This window comes from Bradyrhizobium centrolobii, from assembly GCF_001641635.1.
Lineage (GTDB): Bacteria > Pseudomonadota > Alphaproteobacteria > Rhizobiales > Xanthobacteraceae > Bradyrhizobium > Bradyrhizobium centrolobii.
The window spans coordinates 46,044-63,155 of sequence record NZ_LUUB01000041.1; the positions used below are offsets into that span (position 1 = coordinate 46,044).

Genomic DNA, 17,112 nt, shown 5'->3' on the forward strand with positions numbered 1-17,112 from the left:
CACCTTATGGCAAATCGGCGGGAGGCGCACAATTGCGGCTATGTCATGCCGCAATGCGTGCGCATCCCGCCGAGAGCGGAGACCCGGTTTGTGACGGATTTACTTCTTGTCGGCGGGGGCGGCGGTGCCGGCCTTGGCTTCCTTCAGGCACTCGCGGCGGAATTTCTTGCGCTCCTTGCCCTTGAGCCCCTTGGCATCCGCCTGCTTGGAGCATTCCATCGATTCGGCCGAGCGCTCCTTCGGCGCCTTCTTGTCGGCGGTGGCAGCGGTGTCAGTCTTGGCCGCCGGCGCGGCGGTCTGCGCGAAGGCAGTGCCGGTGGCGAACATGGAGACAAGGGCGACGGCGGCGAGGCGCGAAGCAAGGGTCATGGCGTTGCACTCTTGGTTGCAAGTTTGCGAGGGACGCGAACGTCGGCTCGCGATGCTGAACGCGACATGAATAATTCGCGCGGGGCGATCACTAAATTTTGGCCGAGAGCAGCATCGCTTCCTTGTCGGAAGCCGTCGACACGCTAGGATAGCAATCCTCATTTCGCTTCCCCAGGGAAGGCCAAGGAGGGAGACCAAGGATGACCATTCAGGCAAAATTGTTGTGTGCAGTTGCGGTGTCGGGCTTCGCCGCGCTGGTGGCGACCGCGCCGGCGCAAGCGCTGACCACGCAGGAATGCAGCGCGAAATACCAGGCCGCCAAGAAGGACGGCACGCTCGGCACCATGAAGTGGAATGACTTCCGCAAGGCGCAGTGCGGCGCGGATGCCACCCCTGCTGCTGCGCCGGCCGCGGCCGCCCCGGCTGCCCCCGCCGAGCCGAAGGCCGCTGCGAAGAAGGAGGCGGCCCCTGCCGCCGCTCCGGCGCCGACCATGCCGATGGGCAACGCCACCTTCCCGAATGCGGTCGATCCGAAATATGCCAAGGAGACCGCCGGCAAGGCCCGCCTGCACACCTGCGTCGACCAGTACAACGCCAACAAGGCGACCAATGCCAATGGCGGCATGAAGTGGATCGAGAAGGGCGGTGGCTATTATTCGGAATGCAACAAGCGCCTGAAGGGCGCCGCCTGAGCTTCGACGTGATGCGATGGCCGGAGCAAAGCTCCGGCCATTTGCTTAGTCCAGCAGCTTCTCGGCCGACTTCGCCACGAGTTGCGAGCGCTTGCGCGGGCCTCGCTCGACGAACAAGAGGCTCTGGCCAAAGATGAAGCAGTAGAACAGGAAGGCCTGCGCGTCGGCTTCCTCGGTCGCAAGGCCAGTGGCGCGATAGAGCTCGGCGACGTGCTTCAGCCGCGCCTCATCCACGCTCGCGACCGCCGCGCTTGCGCTTTCGTCCGCGCGGGCCCATTGCCGGATCGCGAGCTCGATCGCCATGCCTTCGGGGTTCAGCCGCTCGGAATAGAGCTGGATCAGCGCCTTCAGCCGCTCGCGAGGCTCCTGTCCGTCGAGGCTCGTCTGCTGCGCGATCGCCGCGGCGCGACCTTCGCGCCAGCGCTCCAGCATGGCGTTGAGCAGCGCGGCACGATCGGCGAAGCGGCGGTAGAAGCCGCCCTTGGTGACGCCCAGGTTTTTGGCGAGCACCTCCACCCGCACCCCCTCGACCCCCGAGCGGGCGAGCTCGGCAAACCCCGCCTCGACCCAGAAATCGCCCTTGCCGTCGCTCATGAAGGAAGCCTCACCGGTTCTTGATACGGTACCGTATTGCTAACGCGACAATGCCCTGATACGCTACCGTATCAAAATTAAAAGGCAGGCAGCAAAAGGGCGGGAATTGCGATGGAGCAGGAGGCGACCTATCGCGGCACGGTCTATCCGTGGCAGTGCGATCACGTCGGCCACATGAACATCATGTGGTATGTCGGCAAATTCGACGAGGCCAACTGGAATCTGTTCGCGCGACTCGGCCTGACGCCAAGTTACTTGCGCAGCTCCGGGCGCGGCATGGCCGCGGTGCAGCAGAACATCACCTACAAGCGCGAGCTGCTCGCCGGCGATATTATCGAGATCCGCAGCGTCCTGCTCGAGGTCCGCGAAAAATCGATCCGCTTCCGGCACGAGATGACCAATGCGGAGACGGGCGAGATCGCGGCGACTTGCGAGATCACGGGCGTGCATATGGACCGCGAGCTGCGCAAGTCCGCGCCATTCGCGGCTGCCATTCGCGAAATCGCTATGAAGCATCTCGCCGAACCGGCCGAGGCTTAGGCAATGGCCGCGTTCGAGCCGAAAAACCCGGACTACCGCGCCGCCGCCACCGCGCTGTTCGAGGGACAGCCGGCGATGCGCAGCCTCGGCATCTCGATCGTCTCCCTCGCGCCGGGCGAGGTCGAGCTGGCGATGCCACATTCGTCCGCCTTCACGCAGCAGAACGGTTTTGTTCACGCCGGTATCATCACGGCGGGGCTTGACAATGCCTGCGGGGTTGCCGCCTTCACCTTGATGCCGCGCGAGGCCGACATCCTCACCGTCGAGTTCAAGACCTCGCTGCTCGCACCGGCCCGCGGCGAGCGCTTCGTCTTTAAGGCCGAGGTCGTGAAGCCGGGCCGCACGCTGACATTCTGCGAGGCGAAAGCCTTTGCCGAGCATGACGGCAAGACCACCTTGATCGCCGCTATGACCGGCACGCTGATGGCGATGTTGTCCCGCGCCTAGTTTTCGCAGGTGCCGCGCGCGTCATCGGCGTCGCGCGGCGATTGGCAAGCCTGCCGTCGCATCCCTTGATCCGATCGTCATGCTCGCAAATCTCGGACTTACCTGCTTTGTCAATTGATTGGCGACATCGCCGCCGCGACGCTCTATATGACGTATAACAACTCCCGGCCCTGAACCGTATCAGCGGCGATGGGACCGAAACGGGACGAGATATGACTGGATCCAGGAATAGCAGGGGCCTTGTACCGACGCGGCGCGCGGCGCTGACGCTGATCGGGGCCGGCGCCCTCGCGGCGAGCGGTATCATGTCGGCGCGCGCGGCCGTCGACGACGACGAGGTGCTGACCGAAGCCAAGGTGCTGCGCGATCCCGACGTTCCCGTCGCCGGCAATCCACAGGGCGACATCACCATCGTCGAATGGTCCGATTATAATTGTCCCTATTGCCGGAAGCTCGAGCCCGAGCTGCGCCAGGTGGTTCAGGACGACGGCAGGGTGAGGCTGGTCCTGAAGGACTGGCCGATCCTCGGTCCGGTCTCGGTCACGGCGGCGCGGATCGCGCTCGCGGCAAAATTCCAGGACAAATACCACCAGGCCCATGACGCCATGATGGGCGTCAGCTCGCGCCTCACCGAGCCGCGCATCAACGAGCTCTTGGCCGGCGCCGGCGTCGACATGGACCGCCTGAAGCGCGACCTCACCGCGCGCGCCAAGGACATCGACGCAATCCTCAAGCGCAACAACGACCAGGCCGAGGCCTTCGGCTTCCGCGGCACCCCGTCCTTCATCGTCGGCAAGTTCCGCGTGCCTGGCGTCTTGACCATGACCGAGTTCGAGCAGGTCATCGCCGACGCCCGCAAGGCCAAGATGAACTGATACGCGCACCGCACTGACCGCGCTCAACACAAAGGCGCCGCCGCGGATCGCGACGGCGCCTTGTTCATGTTGGGGCGATGTTACTTCGACGAGATCCGGACCCAGTCCTTGTGCGCGCGATCGCGCAGCGCGTCCCAATCGGCCTTGGCGACATCCCAGTTCACGATGGTGCGATTGGTGGTCGCGACCTCGCCATTGGCGACTGACGACGTCTGCATGGAGTCATAGACATAGACGCCGCCAGCCAGCAGCAGTGCGCCCAGGATCATTCCGAAAAAAGTCTGCATAGCGTACCTCCGGTGACCGGCGATAACGTCGGCCTGGAGCGATGGTTCCGCGACAGTACGGCGCGGTTAAGGACGGGTTGTTCATCCCCCATTCAGCCATTGCAGCAGCTCCGCGTTGATCTCGCGCGGATAGGTATGGCTGAGATCGTCGATTTCCCGATAGGTGACGTCGGCGCCGGCCGCGGACAGCGCCGCTTGTGTCTGCCGTGCTGTCTGCACGGGAAACATCCAGTCGAGCTTGCCGTGGGTGATGAAGATCGGCAGGCCCTGCATGCGCGCGGCGTCCGCCATCTGCGCCATCAGCGGATGGAAGGTCGCCGACACCGGCGCAAGATGTGTGAAGGGTGAGGCGACGTCGAGCCCGGTAACGTAGCAGAAGGTGCCGCCATCGCTCATGCCGGTCAGCAGCATATGCGAGGCATCGATCGTCCAGCGGCTGCGTACGGTCTGAAGAATGCGCATGAGGTTCGGCGTGTCGTTGTCCTCGCCCATCAGCGCCCAGGTCGGGCCGGTCGCGGTCGGCGCCACCAGGATCGCTCCCAGGCTGCGCGCATCGCGCAGCCAGCTCCACAGGAAGCCGCGGCCGTTGCCGCTGCCGCCATGCAGCGCCATCAGCAGCGGCAAGGGCCGATCGGGCGTGTAATATTCGGGCACATAGACCGAGAAGCCGCCGCGGCTGCCGGGCTCGTTGTGATCGTGGAAGATGCCGGTGTGTTCGCTTGCGCCCGCGGCGAGCCGCGTCAACAGGTCCTCATCCTCGCGTATCGCGGCATTGAGGAAGAAGCTGCTCACCGGCGGAAATTTCGCCGCGAGCGGGTAGAGCGCCTCCTGCGCGCGGGGCACGTGGCGCAGCGCGCGGAAGACGGCGACCAGATCGCCATTGCCGCGCTCGACGTCGCGAAGCCCGGCGAAGGCGGCGAGCGTCTCGTCGCAGGCGCGCTCCACGAGGCTGCGCAGGTCAGCGAACTGCTCCGGCCACTCTCCGATTCCAGCGCGCGCGGCTTGCAGCGCTTCATCCGGCGCATCGATTGCGTTCATCACGGTACCGAAGGTCGGCGGATGCAAGTGCCGACCCACGAAGCCAAGAGCGTCCAGCGCGTTGAGCAGCGGCGGCAGCACGGCCGCGATGTCGTCCACCACGGCCTCGGTCATTGCCACGTCCTTGCCTGCGATCAGTTCGATTTTGTCAGTGCAGCTTCGGCGCCTTCAAAAGCTTGAAGCGGTCGGTCGACGTCACCGTGACGTCGAAGGTGACGCCTTCATGATGCACGGTCAGCGGCACGTCGACGCCGGCGGCACCGAGCGCCCACATCTTGCGGTAGAAGGCGGTCTGGCTCGTCACCTTGTCGCCGTCGACCGCGAGGATGACGTCGCCGGTCTTGAGCTCGGCGCGGGCGGCAGGGCCGTCGGAGGAAATCCCGATCACCACGACGCGGTTGTCGATCTCGGTCGAGTAGAGCCCAAGCCAGGGCCGTGCCGGCTTGTTGACGCGGCCGAACTTGCGCAAATCGTCCAGGATCGGCTTCAACAAATCGATCGGCACGATCATGTTGACGTGCTCGGCCTTGCCGTCGCGTTCGCGCTCGAGCTGGAGCGAGCCTATGCCGATCAATTCGCCGCGCTCGTTGAGCAAGCCCGTGCCGCCCCAATTCGGGTGGGCGGGGTAGGTGAATACGGCTTCGTCGAGCAGATATTCCCAGTAGCCGGCGAATTCCTGCTTGGCCACGATCTGGCTCGCGACCGATCGAGTGCGCCCGCCGGCGCCGCCGACCACGACGCGGTCGCCGATCCGGGTCGCCACCGACGAGCCGAGCGGCAACGGCTCGATGTCGAGCCGGCCAAGCGCCTGCACCAGGCCGAAGCCGGTGGAGGAATCGAAGCCGAGCGCATGTCCTTCCACGACGCGCCCATCGGCGAGGTGCAGCCAAACCGATTCCGCCTCGGTGATGAGATAGCCGATGGTGAGCACCAGCCCGTCGTCGATCACGACGCCGTTGCCGGCGCGTTCGGTACCGAGCGTCTCGGCGCTGAAGGCGTCGGACGGGATGATGGCGTGCAGGCCGACGATGGAGGCGAGCGCGCGGTCGAGGTCAAAGCCGTAGTCGCTGGTGCGCGGCTGATTGGCCGGCGGCACGCGCCATTCGGTCAGAGCGGGCATGGAGTTCTCCTGATCAGCGAACGCGGCCCCTTCGTCGCCACAAGCGGACGCGCGAAGCAGTTGTAATTTAGGCCGGGGCCGGCCGTCTTGAAAGACTTGACCTGCAACAATTCCAGACGCCGCCGCGTGAATTCTTCGAAAGGGGACAGGAACTGCCTGCACAAAATTTGACAGTCATGCCGTCATACCGGCACCGGCCGCATGGCTGGTGTCCGGCCAACCGCTGGTCGTTCATGAATGAAGCTGCTAACGATTGCCGCTTCGTTTTGACCTGGATCACGGACCGAAGCATGGATAACCGCAGTGACATCTGGCGTGGCGTCGACACTATCAAGGCGCGTTTCATCGACCTGAGCAACAAGGTCTGGGGCACGCCCGAAGTGTGCTACACCGAGGCGCGGTCCGCCGCCGAGCATCTCGCGGAGCTGCGTCATCAGGGTTTCCGCATCACCGAGAACGTTGCGGGCATTCCGACCGCGCTGATGGGCGAATGGGGCGAGGGCGGTCCGGTCATCGCCTTCATGGGCGAATATGACGCGCTGCCGGGCCTCAGCCAGGAGGCCGGCGTCGCCGAGCATCGTCCGGTCGAGTCCGGCGGCCATGGTCATGGCTGCGGTCACAATCTGCTCGGTTCGGCGGCGCTGCTTGCCGCGACCGCGGTGAAGGACTGGCTCGCCGAGACCAAGGTGCCGGGCCGTGTGCGCTATTACGGCTGCCCCGCGGAAGAGGGCGGTGCGGCCAAGGCCTTCATGGTGCGCTCCGGCGCGTTCGCGGACGCCGACATCGCCATCACCTGGCACCCGCACAGCTTCTGGGAGGTGGCGGTGACGCCGTCGCTCGCCAACACGCGCGCCGACTTTATCTTTACCGGCCGCACCTCGCACGCGGCGGCCTCGCCACATCTCGGCCGCTCCGCGCTCGATGCGGTGGAGCTGATGAATGTCGGCGTGAACTACATGCGCGAGCACATGCCGAGCGATGCGCGCGTCCACTACGCGCTGCTCGATACCGGCGGCATCGCGCCCAACGTGGTGCAGGCGCATGCACGGGTGCGCTATTCCATTCGCGCCCGTGATCTGCCCGGCATGACCGAGCTGGTCGAGCGCGTCAGCAAGATCGCGCAAGGTGCCGCGCTGATGACCGAGACCAAGGTCGAGATGAAGATCATTTCCGCAGTCTCCAACATCCTGCCGAACGCGCCGCTGGAGCAGGCGCTGCACCGGGTCATGGAAGAGCTCGGACCGCCGCATTTCGACGACGCGGACAAGAGCTTTGCCACCCAGATCCGCGCGACCTTGAGTGAGAAGGATATTTCGTCGGTCTATTACGCGATCGGCATGGAGCCGACCGACCGGCCGCTCGCCGACTTCCTGGTGCCGCTCGATGCCAAGCGCAATCCGCTGGTCGGCTCGACTGACGTTGGTGACGTGAGCTGGGTTGTGCCGACGGTGCAAGTTCACGCGCCGACGGTTGCAATCGGAACGCCGTTCCACACCTGGCAGGTTGTGGCGCAGGGCAAGAGCGCGCACGCCCACAAGGCCATGGTGCAGGCGGCCAAGGCCATGGCCGGACTTGGCGTCAAGGCGCTCACGGAACCGGAGCTGATCAAGGCCGCCAAGGCGGACCTGACGAAGCGGACCGCCAAGACACCTTATGTCTGTCCGCTGCCGGACCATGTTGCGCCACCGCTCGATATGTCCGTGGCGTAGAATTTCGTCTCGATACTTCGTCTGATCCGGCGAACAAATTTTCCGCAGTGCAGCGCGGCTTCCGGCACGTTTTGACGCCGGATTGCCGCGCAGTTGGGCTGACGGAACGCGGTTTTGCCCAACGGAAAGTCAGAAGACCGTTTGCACACACACGGTCCCAGTTGACGCGCGCCCTATTCGGTGTGCCATCTACTGCCAGCCAAAATCCGGCGACCGCACGTTGCGGCTGCCTGCATCCGTAAGGGAACCAGACGGGGGACAACCATGCTGGATAAAGAACTGCGTTCGATGATCGGCAAAGTGAAGGACGGGCGGATGGATCGCCGCGCCTTCATCCAGCGCCTGGCCGCCGTCGGCCTCGCCGCACCCCTGGCCAACCAGATCCTCGCCCTTGGCGGCGTCGCCATGGCGGAAGGCGCCTCGACCTACAAGCCGACCAAGCGCGGCGGCGGCGGCGCGCTGAAGCTGCTGTGGTGGCAAGGCCCGACCCTGCTCAATCCGCATTTCGCCACCGGCACCAAGGACCAGGACGGCTCGCGCCTCTTCTATGAGCCGCTCGCCTGTTGGGATCCGGACGGCAACATGAAGCTGGTGCTGGCGGCCGAAATCCCCTCGATTCAAAACGGCCTGCTCGCCGCCGACGGCAGGTCGGTGACCTGGAAGCTCAAGCCCGGCGTCAAATGGCATGACGGCAAGCCGTTCACCGCCGACGACGTCGTGTTCAACTGGGAATACGCCAAGGATCCGGCGACCTCCGCGCTGACGATCGCGACGCACCGCGACATCACGGTCGAGAAAGTGGATGACCTCACGGTCCGCATCCTCTTCAACAAGCCGACGCCGTTCTGGGCCGACGCCTTTGTCGGGGCTCCCAACACCATCATCCCCAAACATCTGTTCGCAGACTACAGAGGGTCCAAATCGCGGGAGGCGCCGACCAACCTCTCGCCGGTCGGCACCGGCCCCTACAAGTTCGTCGAGTTCAAGCCGGGCGATCTCGTCCGTGGTCAGCTCAATCCCGATTACCACATGCCGAACCGTCCCTATTTCGACACGGTCGAGATGAAGGGCGGCGGCGACGCGGTCTCGGCCGCGCGTGCCGTGATCCAGACCGGCGAATATGATTTCGGCTGGAACATCCAGGTCGAGGACGACGTCCTTTTGCGCCTGGAGAAGGGCGGCAAGGGCAAGACGGTCTACGCAGTCGGCGGCGACACAGAATTCATCGCGCTCAACTTCACCGATCCCAACACCGAGGTCGACGGTGAGCGCTCCTCGATGAAGACCAAGCACCCGCTGTTCTCCGATCCTGCGGTGCGCAAGGCTCTGTCGCTGCTGGTCGATCGCGAGTCGGTGAAGAAGGCGATCTACGGCCGTGCCGGCCGCACCACCGCCAACTTCCTCAACGGCCCGGAAAAATTCGTCTCCAAGAACACCTCCTGGGAGTTCAGCGTCGAGAAGGCCTCGAAGATCCTGGATGACGCAGGCTGGAAGCCCGGCGCCGACGGCATTCGCGAGAAGGATGGCAAAAAGCTCAAGCTCGTCTACCAGACCTCGATCAACGGCCCGCGCCAGAAGACCCAGGCGATCGTCAAGCAGGCCTGCCAGAAGGCCGGCATCGATGTCGAACTGAAGTCGGTCGTGGCGTCCGTGTTCTTCTCCTCCGACGTCGCCAATCCCGATACCTATGCGCATTTCTACGCCGACCTCGAGATGTTCCAGATTCCGCTGAGCCAGCCGGATCCGTCTCAGCATATGCGCCGCTATATGTCGGCCAACGTCGCCACGAAGGAGAACAAGTGGCAGGGCACGAACTTCCCGCGCTGGGTCAACAAGGAATACGACGCGACGATCGAAGCCGCGGAAGGTGAGATGGATCCGGTCAAGCGCGCCGCCCTCTACATCAAGGCCAACGACCTGATGTACCAGGACATGGTGTTCATCCCGGTGCAGCATCGCCTGAAGGTGGAGGCGGCCGCCAACAATCTGCGTCCTATCATCAGTGGCTGGGCCAACGAAACCGACAACCTGTTCGACTGGTACCGCGAGGAATGATCCCCCAGCTCTAGACGGGGTCCTTGCCTCATGAGTCAGTACGTCCTGCGTCGTCTCCTGATCGCGATTCCGAGCCTGCTCGGAATCTCAGTCGTCCTGTTTGTCGTGCTGGCGCTCGCGCCCGGCGATCCCTTCGCGGAACTGGCGACCAATCCGAACGTACCGCCCGAAGTGCAGGCCGCACTTCGGGCCAAGTTCGGCCTCGACGATCCGATCTACCTCCGTTACCTGCACTGGCTCAATGCCATGCTGCACGGTGACTGGGGTTTCTCCTTCGTCAGCAGGATGAACGTCGACACGCTGATCCTCCAGCGTCTGCCGGCCACGCTCTATGTGATCGGTTCGGCGCAGATCCTGGCGCTCCTGATCGCGATTCCCGTCGGCGTCTATGCCGCGACGAAGCCCTATTCGCTGTTCGACCAGATCGCGAACACGCTCGCCTTCATCGGCTTCTCACTGCCGACCTTCTTTACCGGTCTCTTGTTCATCCTGATCTTCTCGGTAACGCTGGACTGGCTGCCCTTCGTCTATTCGACCGACATCAAGGCGACCGGCATCCGCTGGGTGCTCGAGATGATCCGGCAGGCGATCATGCCGGTGGCGGTGCTCGGCCTGTTCCAGGCCGCGTCGATGACCCGCTTCGTGCGCTCGGCGATGCTGGACGTGATCCGTCTCGACTATGTCACCACGGCGCGAGCCAAAGGCCTTGGACAGGCCAAGGTCATCGTCAAGCATGTGATGCGCAACGCCATGATCCCGGTCGTTACGCTGATTGCGCTGCAAATGCCCGCGGTGTTCGGCGGCGCCATCGTCACCGAGCAGATCTTCCGCATCCCCGGCATCGGCTCGCTGCTGATCTCCTCCATCCTTTCCAACGACACGCCGGTGGTGATGGCCGTCACCTTCGTCTTCGCGTGCCTCGTGGTGCTGTTCAATCTCATCGCGGACGTCCTGTATGGCTGGCTTGACCCTCGCATCTCCCTCCGCTGAGCGGCGCACCTACTCGCCCTGGCGCGAGACGTGGCGGCGCTACAGCCGCCACAGGCTCGCCGTGGTCAGCGCCTTCCTTCTCCTCATCCTGGTTCTCGCCGTGGTGATCGGGCCCTTCGTGTGGCGTGTGAAGATCAATGACATCGACATCGCCGCGGGCCTCCAGGGGCCCTCGCTCGCCCATCCCTTCGGCACCGACGATCTCGGCCAGGACATTCTGGCGCGCATGATCTATGGCGGGCGCATCTCGCTCGCGGTCGGACTCGCCGCGATGCTGGTCTCGGTCTTCATCGGCACGCTGATCGGCGCGCTGGCCGGCATGTCGCGGGGTGCGCTCGGGCACGGATTGATGTGGCTCACCGACCTCTTCCTGTCGTTGCCGCAACTGCCGCTGCTGCTGCTGCTGATCTATCTCTTCCGCGACGGGCTGAAGCAGATGTTTGGCCCCGAAGGTGGCATCTTCATCCTGATCGTGCTCGTGATCGGGGGCTTGCGCTGGATGCCGGTGGCGCGCCTCGTCCGCGCGCAGTTCCTGTCGATTCGCGAAAAGGAGTTTGTCGAGGCCGCGCGCGCGCTGGGTGCAAGTCCGGTGCGGCAGGTGGTGCGCCACATCCTGCCCAATGCGCTCGGACCGGTCATCATCGCCGGCACCATCGACGTCGCCGCCGCCATCATCGCGGAATCGACGCTGTCCTTCCTCGGCCTCGGCTTCCCGCCGGATACCCCGACCTGGGGACGTCTCTTGTTCGACGCCAAGGACTTTCTCGACATCGGCCCGCACTGGGCGCTGTTTCCGGGTGGTGCGATCTTCATCGCGGTGGTCGCCATCAACTTCATCGGCGACGGCCTGCGTGACGCGCTCGATGCGCGACGGGTGATCTGATGGCGCCGCTGCTCGAGATCAAAGGGCTCAAGACCCACTTCTCCACCGACGACGGCATTTTGCAGGCCGTCGACGGCGTCGACATCTCCATCAACAGAGGCGAGACGCTCTGCGTCGTCGGCGAATCCGGCTGCGGCAAGACCGTGACCGCGATGTCGATCCTGAAGCTGATCGCGATGCCGCCGGGCCGCATCGCGGCGGGCGAGATCATCTTCGAGGGCCGCGATCTCGTGCCGCTGACGAGCAACCAGCTCGACGAGATCCGCGCCAAGGAGATCGGCTTTATCTTCCAGGAGCCGATGACCTCGCTCAATCCTGTGCTCACGATCGGCGAGCAGATCGCCGAAAGCCTGCGCCGGCATGAAGCCGTAACCAAGAAGCAGGCGCTCGAGCGCACCATTGAGATGCTGAAGCTGGTGCAGATCCCGAACGCCGAAGGCCGTGTGCACCATTATCCGCACCAGTTCTCCGGTGGCATGCGCCAGCGCGTGATGATCGCGATGGCGCTTGCCTGCAAGCCCAAGCTCGTCATCGCCGACGAGCCGACCACGGCACTCGACGTCACCATCCAGGCCCAGATCCTCGACCTCCTGCAGGACATGAAGGAGCGCTTCGGCATGGCGGTGATGCTGATCACCCATGCCATGGGCGTCGTCGCCGAGACCGCGCAGCGCGTCGTCGTGATGTATGCCGGCAAGGTCGTGGAAGAGGCGCCCGTCGACGATCTCTTCGGCGATCCGCGCCATCCCTACACCCAGGGCCTGATCCGTTCGATTCCACGCATCGATCTCGATAGCGAGCACAAGACGCGGCTGGAGGCGATCGGCGGCTCGGTGCCGATCCTGATCAATCCGCCGGTCGGTTGCCGTTTTGCCCCACGTTGCCGCTTTGCCATGAGCATCTGCACCGAGAAGGAGCCTCGGCTGCGCGAGATTGCGCCCGGCCACCGCATGGCCTGTCATCTGGGAGACGCGTCATGAGCGAGCCCTTGCTCCGCGTCTCCGGCCTGAAGAAGCACTTTCCCGTGCTCGGCGGCCTGTTGTCGCGCCAGGTCGGCAGCGTCTATGCTGTCGACGGCGTGTCGTTCTCGGTCAATCGCGGCGAGACGCTCGGCCTCGTCGGCGAGTCCGGCTGCGGCAAGTCCACCACGGGGCGCTGCGTGCTGCGCCTGATCGAGCCGACGGACGGCGAGGTCGTGTTCGACGGCCAGGACGTGCGCAAACTCGGCGGCAACGATCTTCGCGCGATGCGGCGGAACATGCAGCTCGTGTTCCAGGACCCGTTCGCCTCGCTCAATCCGCGCATGACGGTCGGCGCCATCCTCGGCGAAGCCTTCACCATCCATAATCTGGCGTCTTCGGCGAGGGAGCGGGAAGAGCGCGTCGCGGGCCTCTTGGTCAAGGTCGGGCTGAAGGCCGAGCACATGCGCCGCTATCCGCATGAGTTCTCCGGCGGCCAGCGCCAGCGCATCGTGATCGCGCGTGCGCTCGCGGTCGAACCGAAACTGATCGTCTGCGACGAGCCGGTCTCCGCGCTCGACGTCTCGATCCAGGCGCAGGTCATCAACCTCCTGGAAGACCTCCAGGCCGAGCTGAACCTCACGTACCTCTTCGTCGCGCACGATCTCTCGGTCGTCGAGCACATCTCCGACCGCGTTGCCGTGATGTATCTCGGCCGCATCGTCGAAATTGCGAAGGCGAGCGACCTCTACCGCAATCCGCAGCATCCCTATACCCGGGCACTGCTCTCCGCCGTGCCGGTGCCGGATCCGAAATTCAAGCGTAACCGCATTCGCCTCAAGGGCGACGTGCCGAGCCCGATGAAGCCGCCGAAGGGCTGCCACTTCCACACCCGTTGCCCGATCGCCCAGCCGCGCTGCTCGGAGAGCGCGCCGGAGCTGAAGGAGGGCGCGGGCGGTCACGCCGTGGCGTGTCATCTGGCTTGAGGCGCGTGCCGCGCACGTGAGAAGAGGGCCTGATCCCAAACGGATCGGTCCGGAAACGGGGGAGCAATGAGCCAGATCGAGGGCGTTAGCCTAGCTGGCGCCGACACGCAGCTGTCGGCGGTTCGTGCTGGGGATGCCGATACCGCGGCACGCCGGGCGCTGTGGGGATCGGCGCTGGGCTACGCCATGGATGGGTTCGACCTTCTCATCCTCGGCTTCATGCTGACGGCGATCTCGAAGGATCTGCATCTCACGCAGCCCCAGGCGGCCTCGCTGGTGACGGGGACTCTGGTCGGCGCGGTCGTCGGTGGCTTCATCTTCGGCATGCTGTCGGACCGGCTCGGCCGGGTCCGCGTCCTGACCTGGAGCATTGTCCTGTTCGCGGTCTTCACCGGACTCTGCGCGCTGGCGCAGGGCTATTGGGACCTGCTGACCTACCGGGCCATCGCCGGCGTAGGTCTCGGCGGTGAATTCGGCATTGGCATGGCGCTGGTGGCGGAGGCCTGGCCTCCCGCGAAGCGCGCACGGGCGACGTCCTATGTCGGGCTCGGCTGGCAGTTCGGCGTGCTCACGGCGGCGCTGGTGACGCCGATCCTGCTGCCTCTCATCGGCTGGCGCGGAATGTTCGCACTCGGCGTGTTTCCGGCCGTGGTCGCCTATGTGATCCGGCGCAAGCTGCACGAGCCTGATGTCTTCATGGCGCACAAGGCGAAGACGGCGGATGCCGGCTCTTCGCTCCGCGCGCTGGTGGCTGACAGAGAGACGACCAGGATCAGCCTCGGGGTGATCATCCTCTGCTCGGTGCAGAATTTCGGTTACTACGGCATCATGATCTGGCTGCCGAATTATCTCTCGACGCGGTTCGGCTATGGCCTCACCCAATCGGCGGTGTGGACCGCCGTCACCATTGCCGGCATGGCGCTCGGCATCTTCCTGTTCGGTCACGCTGCCGACCGTTTCGGCCGCCGCCCCGCGTTCCTGACCTACATGCTGGGCGCGGCCATCATGGTGCTGGTCTATTCGCAGCTGACGGGCGCGACGGCGTTGTTGATCGGCGGTGCCGTGATGGGCTTCTTCGTCAACGGCATGCTCGGCGGCTATGGCGCGCTGATGAGCGAGCTCTATCCGACCGCGGCGCGCGCCACCGCGCAAAACGTGTTCTTCAATATCGGCCGCGCGGTCGCCGGCTTCGGTCCGCTGGTGGTCGGCATCGTCAGCGCAGCTTACGGCTTCCCCACTGCGATCGCCGGTCTCGCGCTGCTCTATATTCTCGATATCGTGGCGCTGCTCGCGCTGATCCCAGAGCGACGCGGCGCGGATCTCGTCTGATCGAGTAGCGCGTTTGCTGTCCGCCGAGCGCAGCGTCACATGGCTATGATGTGCGGCGGCCGGCCAGTTGATGCAGCACCGTGTCGATGGCCGGGACCGCTCCGGTTTCGCGAAGCCATGTGTCGGCCAGCTCCCTCAACTCGCCCGGCGTCAGGCCGAATTTGCGGCGGAATGCGCGGATGAAGGTGGAGTCGCTGCTGAACCGCATGTTGACGGCGAGGTCGATCAGGCGCTTGTCCTGTGCTGCCGGGGATATCAGTCGCCGGAAGGCAAGATTGAGCCGCTGCTCCCTCACGTAATGCGCAAGCCCGCCATCCGCCTCGAACAGCCGATAGAGGGTCGCGCGCGAGATCTGGAAGTGGCGGCACAGCTCGTCCGCGGCGAGCGCATCGGTCTCGAGATTGTCCGCGATGCGGCGCTTGATCATCGCGAGGTAAAGATGCCGCTCGGCCCGCTCGACGCCCGCCGCAATATCGGCCGTGCCGCCGGCGGCCGCGGCGACGATGTCGGCGATCGCCTCGATCGTAGCCTCGGCACTACCGGTCTCGCCAAGCGCCGCGTAGTGGCTGGCGAGCACGCGCGCGCGAGGGTGGTCTGCCGGCAGCAAGGTTGCCGTCGCCGAATCCGGATGTGCAAGCCGCGGCGCCAGCATGGCGCGTTGCAGGATGATCGTCATCAGATGGGTGCGGCCGCCGCCGGCGCGCAGCATCGTCCGGTTTGGTTGCGCCATGTCGATCAGAACGATGTCGCCGGGCCGCAGCGTCACTTCGTGCCGGCCGGAGCTGAATCGCATCTCGCCTTCGACACAGAGGGTGATCTGAAAGTGATCCATCGCGCCGCGGGCAACGTGCGCGGGTGTCCGGTCATATTCCAGATCGCTGGCGCGCGTGTCGACCCGCAAGGCGTTGCCGATCATCATCGCCACGGTGGTGACATGAAAGTCGTCCTCCGCGGTGAGCGGAATGACGTCGCAGATGTCGGTCGTCGTTGCGCGCAACCGCGCGAGCGCGTTCACCCCGCGCCCAGGGTCGTCCACCAGCGTGCTCTCGTTCAAGGCCGTCCCGTCCACATCACCCCACGAGGCAGGACCGCATCGACACGATATCCGAAGACCGGCGGCACACCAACATCGCCACGGCATGTAGTAGCCATTCGAAAATCCGTGTGCAAGCGACGTCGCGCAAAAGCCACGCGACGCGGCTCGGCGCGTGCCATTCGCGGCGATGTGCCGTGTGTGCATCAGTGAACGCCGAAATCCTTGGCTGAGACTCCGGGCACATTGCGCGGGCGGCCGGTCTGCTAACGACTTCTCGAAATCCCTTGCGTTCATCGCGCGATCGTTCGCGGCAAGGTTTGCGTCCCGAGGCTCTTCATGACAACCAGATTACGTCCGCCGCCGTGCCTGTCGATTGGGCGGACGAGCTCACTGCTCGCTGCTGGCCGGCGTTCGGCACTTGCTGGCGTTGCCGTCATGGCAACTGCGCTTGGCCTGCCCGGTCAGGTGCACGGGGCGACGCTCGTCGTGACGTCCACGGCTGACAGCGGGGCCGGCAGCCTGCGCGCGGCCATCACCAGCGCCGCGAGCGGCGATACCATCCTGTTCCAGGTCAGCGGCACCATCACGCTCCAGAGCGAGCTGCCGATCATCACCAAGAACATCACCATCGACGGCAACAACAACAACCCGACCATCAGCGGGGCCGCCACCTATCGGCCGTTCTTCATCGGCGACGCCGGCACCACCGGCTCAACCTATTCCGTGACCTTGAAGAATCTCACCATCGCCAACGGGGTGGCGCAGGGCGGAAGCGGTCTGGGCTCCGGCGCCGGTGCCGGGCTTGGCGGCGCGGTCTTCGTCTCCAGCAACGGCGCGCTGACCTTGTCGAACGTCGCCGTCTCGAACACGCGGGCCAACGGCGGTAGCGTCGTGGACAATATCGGAGAGGTGAGCGGCGGCGGCGGCATGGGCGGCAAGTCGTACCCTCTTACCCCGACTGGAGGCGGCGGACTGTTCGTTGGCTCTGACGCGCCGGGCTCGGGTGACGGCGGCGGCCCCCATGGCGGTGCGGGTAACAATGTCACCAATGGGCCGGCAACGGGCGGTGCCGGAGGCTTTGCCAGCGGTGGTGGCGGAGCCTCATCGAACGGAGGGCCTGTGGCCGGAGGCGCGGGCGGATTTGGTGGCGGCGGTGGTGGCGCCAATGCGGGTGGAGCAACCACGGGCGGATCGGGCGGCTAT

At 65.0% G+C, this 17,112-nt stretch carries 17 protein-coding genes and 1 pseudogene; 12 read left to right on the top strand and 6 right to left on the bottom strand.

Annotated features, from left to right (window positions below):
* Positions 1-99 precede the first annotated feature (99 nt).
* Entirely contained in the window at positions 100-369 is a 270-nt protein-coding gene (locus tag AYJ54_RS51240) for a PsiF family protein (protein ID WP_063698984.1), read from the bottom strand.
* A gap of 200 nt (positions 370-569) precedes the next feature.
* Here AYJ54_RS51240 and AYJ54_RS11225 point away from each other — a divergent pair, with 200 nt between their 5' ends.
* On the top strand, positions 570-1,061 hold the full coding sequence (locus AYJ54_RS11225; RefSeq protein WP_063698985.1) for a hypothetical protein: 492 nt from the start codon (positions 570-572) through the stop codon (positions 1,059-1,061).
* A gap of 45 nt (positions 1,062-1,106) precedes the next feature.
* Here AYJ54_RS11225 and AYJ54_RS11230 read toward each other — a convergent pair whose 3' ends face one another.
* Positions 1,107-1,655 (bottom strand): TetR/AcrR family transcriptional regulator, encoded by a 549-nt coding sequence (locus AYJ54_RS11230; RefSeq protein WP_063698986.1) that lies wholly within the window; start codon positions 1,653-1,655, stop codon positions 1,107-1,109.
* 111 nt (positions 1,656-1,766) lie between these two features.
* Here AYJ54_RS11230 and AYJ54_RS11235 point away from each other — a divergent pair, with 111 nt between their 5' ends.
* From AYJ54_RS11235 to AYJ54_RS11245, 3 genes are all read left to right on the top strand, one after another.
* Positions 1,767-2,195 carry an acyl-CoA thioesterase gene (locus AYJ54_RS11235; protein ID WP_063698987.1) on the top strand — a complete coding sequence of 143 codons (429 nt, stop codon included), beginning with the start codon at positions 1,767-1,769 and terminating at the stop codon, positions 2,193-2,195.
* 3 nt (positions 2,196-2,198) lie between these two features.
* On the top strand, positions 2,199-2,642 hold the full coding sequence (locus AYJ54_RS11240; protein ID WP_063698988.1) for a PaaI family thioesterase: 444 nt from the start codon (positions 2,199-2,201) through the stop codon (positions 2,640-2,642).
* Positions 2,643-2,854: 212 nt separating this feature from the next.
* Positions 2,855-3,517 (top strand): DsbA family protein, encoded by a 663-nt coding sequence (locus AYJ54_RS11245; protein ID WP_063698989.1) that lies wholly within the window; start codon positions 2,855-2,857, stop codon positions 3,515-3,517.
* Between the two features lie 80 nt (positions 3,518-3,597).
* Here AYJ54_RS11245 and AYJ54_RS11250 read toward each other — a convergent pair whose 3' ends face one another.
* The 3 genes from AYJ54_RS11250 to AYJ54_RS11260 form a co-directional block, all read right to left on the bottom strand.
* Entirely contained in the window at positions 3,598-3,804 is a 207-nt protein-coding gene (locus AYJ54_RS11250) for a hypothetical protein (RefSeq protein ID WP_018316294.1), read from the bottom strand.
* Positions 3,805-3,885: 81 nt separating this feature from the next.
* Positions 3,886-4,956, bottom strand: a complete 1,071-nt coding sequence (locus tag AYJ54_RS11255; protein WP_063698990.1) for a carboxylesterase family protein — start codon at positions 4,954-4,956, stop codon at positions 3,886-3,888.
* Between the two features lie 34 nt (positions 4,957-4,990).
* Complete coding sequence (locus AYJ54_RS11260; protein ID WP_063698991.1) at positions 4,991-5,962, bottom strand: S1C family serine protease; 972 nt, start codon at positions 5,960-5,962, stop codon at positions 4,991-4,993.
* A gap of 290 nt (positions 5,963-6,252) precedes the next feature.
* Between AYJ54_RS11260 and AYJ54_RS11265 the strand changes: the two genes are divergently transcribed.
* The 7 genes from AYJ54_RS11265 (at position 6,253) to AYJ54_RS11295 (ending at position 14,873) form a co-directional block, all read left to right on the top strand.
* Positions 6,253-7,671, top strand: a complete 1,419-nt coding sequence (locus tag AYJ54_RS11265) for a M20 family metallopeptidase (RefSeq protein WP_063698992.1) — start codon at positions 6,253-6,255, stop codon at positions 7,669-7,671.
* Between the two features lie 264 nt (positions 7,672-7,935).
* Positions 7,936-9,726: a peptide ABC transporter substrate-binding protein gene (locus AYJ54_RS11270; RefSeq protein WP_063698993.1), complete on the top strand. Its 1,791-nt coding sequence runs from the start codon at positions 7,936-7,938 to the stop codon at positions 9,724-9,726.
* A 30-nt stretch (positions 9,727-9,756) separates the two neighbouring features.
* Positions 9,757-10,716 (top strand): ABC transporter permease, encoded by a 960-nt coding sequence (locus tag AYJ54_RS11275; protein WP_063698994.1) that lies wholly within the window; start codon positions 9,757-9,759, stop codon positions 10,714-10,716.
* Entirely contained in the window at positions 10,682-11,599 is a 918-nt protein-coding gene (locus AYJ54_RS11280; RefSeq protein ID WP_063698995.1) for an ABC transporter permease, read from the top strand. Before AYJ54_RS11275 ends, AYJ54_RS11280 begins: the two co-directional genes overlap by 35 nt.
* Positions 11,599-12,579: an ABC transporter ATP-binding protein gene (locus tag AYJ54_RS11285; protein WP_063698996.1), complete on the top strand. Its 981-nt coding sequence runs from the start codon at positions 11,599-11,601 to the stop codon at positions 12,577-12,579. Before AYJ54_RS11280 ends, AYJ54_RS11285 begins: the two co-directional genes overlap by 1 nt.
* Positions 12,576-13,544 (top strand): ABC transporter ATP-binding protein, encoded by a 969-nt coding sequence (locus AYJ54_RS11290; protein ID WP_063698997.1) that lies wholly within the window; start codon positions 12,576-12,578, stop codon positions 13,542-13,544. Before AYJ54_RS11285 ends, AYJ54_RS11290 begins: the two co-directional genes overlap by 4 nt.
* 66 nt (positions 13,545-13,610) lie before the next feature.
* On the top strand, positions 13,611-14,873 hold the full coding sequence (locus tag AYJ54_RS11295) for an MFS transporter (protein WP_063698998.1): 1,263 nt from the start codon (positions 13,611-13,613) through the stop codon (positions 14,871-14,873).
* A 43-nt stretch (positions 14,874-14,916) separates the two neighbouring features.
* Here the strand turns inward: AYJ54_RS11295 and AYJ54_RS11300 are convergent, their stop codons facing one another.
* Positions 14,917-15,927, bottom strand: a complete 1,011-nt coding sequence (locus tag AYJ54_RS11300; RefSeq protein WP_063699005.1) for a helix-turn-helix domain-containing protein — start codon at positions 15,925-15,927, stop codon at positions 14,917-14,919.
* A gap of 417 nt (positions 15,928-16,344) precedes the next feature.
* On the opposite strand from AYJ54_RS11300, the pseudogene AYJ54_RS11305 reads away from it, so the two are divergent.
* Positions 16,345-17,112, top strand: a pseudogene (locus tag AYJ54_RS11305) (autotransporter domain-containing protein); the annotation flags it as partial.